Here is an 895-nt window from a genome sequence, read left to right on the forward strand (position 1 = left end):
AGCCGCCGAAGGTGGGACAGATGATTGGGGTGAAGTCGTAACAAGGTAGCCGTATCGGAAGGTGCGGCTGGATCACCTCCTTTCTAAGGAGAATAGAGACGTGACGTATTTTGGTCAGTTTTGAGAGAACTTACTCTCTTAATTGTATATTACATACAACGAATATGGGCCTGTAGCTCAGCTGGTTAGAGCGCACGCCTGATAAGCGTGAGGTCGGTGGTTCGAGTCCACTCAGGCCCACCATATTCTTGTTTATTGGGGCCTTAGCTCAGCTGGGAGAGCGCCTGCCTTGCACGCAGGAGGTCAGCGGTTCGATCCCGCTAGGCTCCACCAATATTGTTCATTGAAAACTAGATAACAAGTAAAGCAAGGTTAAACCATATAACTCTCATTTAATGAGAAAACCGAGTAAACGATCGCTACAACACTGTTAGTGTTGAAATAACCAATCAATGGTTAAGTTAGAAAGGGCGCACGGTGGATGCCTTGGCACTAGGAGCCGATGAAGGACGGGACTAACACCGATATGCTTCGGGGAGCTGTAAGTAAGCTTTGATCCGGAGATTTCCGAATGGGGGAACCCACTATTCGTAATGGAATAGGATTCATATCTGAATACATAGGGTATGAAAGGCAGACCCAGGGAACTGAAACATCTAAGTACCTGGAGGAAGAGAAAGCAAATGCGATTTCCTGAGTAGCGGCGAGCGAAACGGAAGAAGCCCAAACCAGAAGGCTTGCCTTCTGGGGTTGTAGGACACTCTACACGGAGTCATAAAAGAAGAACATAAACGAAGCGACCTGGAAAGGTCCGTCACAGAAGGTAACAACCCTGTAGTTGAAATGTTCTTCTCTCCTGAGTGGATCCTGAGTACGGCGGGACACGTGAAATCCC

2 tRNA genes and 2 rRNA genes are annotated in these 895 nt (G+C 47.9%); all 4 read left to right on the forward strand.

Going from position 1 to position 895, the window contains the following annotated elements:
* A 16S ribosomal RNA gene (locus tag ACK3CR_RS27010) occupies positions 1-83 on the forward strand; the annotation flags it as partial.
* A gap of 83 nt (positions 84-166) precedes the next feature.
* Positions 167-243, forward strand: a tRNA-Ile gene (locus tag ACK3CR_RS27015).
* A gap of 14 nt (positions 244-257) precedes the next feature.
* A tRNA-Ala gene (locus ACK3CR_RS27020) sits at positions 258-333 on the forward strand.
* 121 nt (positions 334-454) lie between these two features.
* A 23S ribosomal RNA gene (locus ACK3CR_RS27025) occupies positions 455-895 on the forward strand; the annotation flags it as partial.

The organism is Priestia sp. TRM10 (assembly GCF_057808375.1).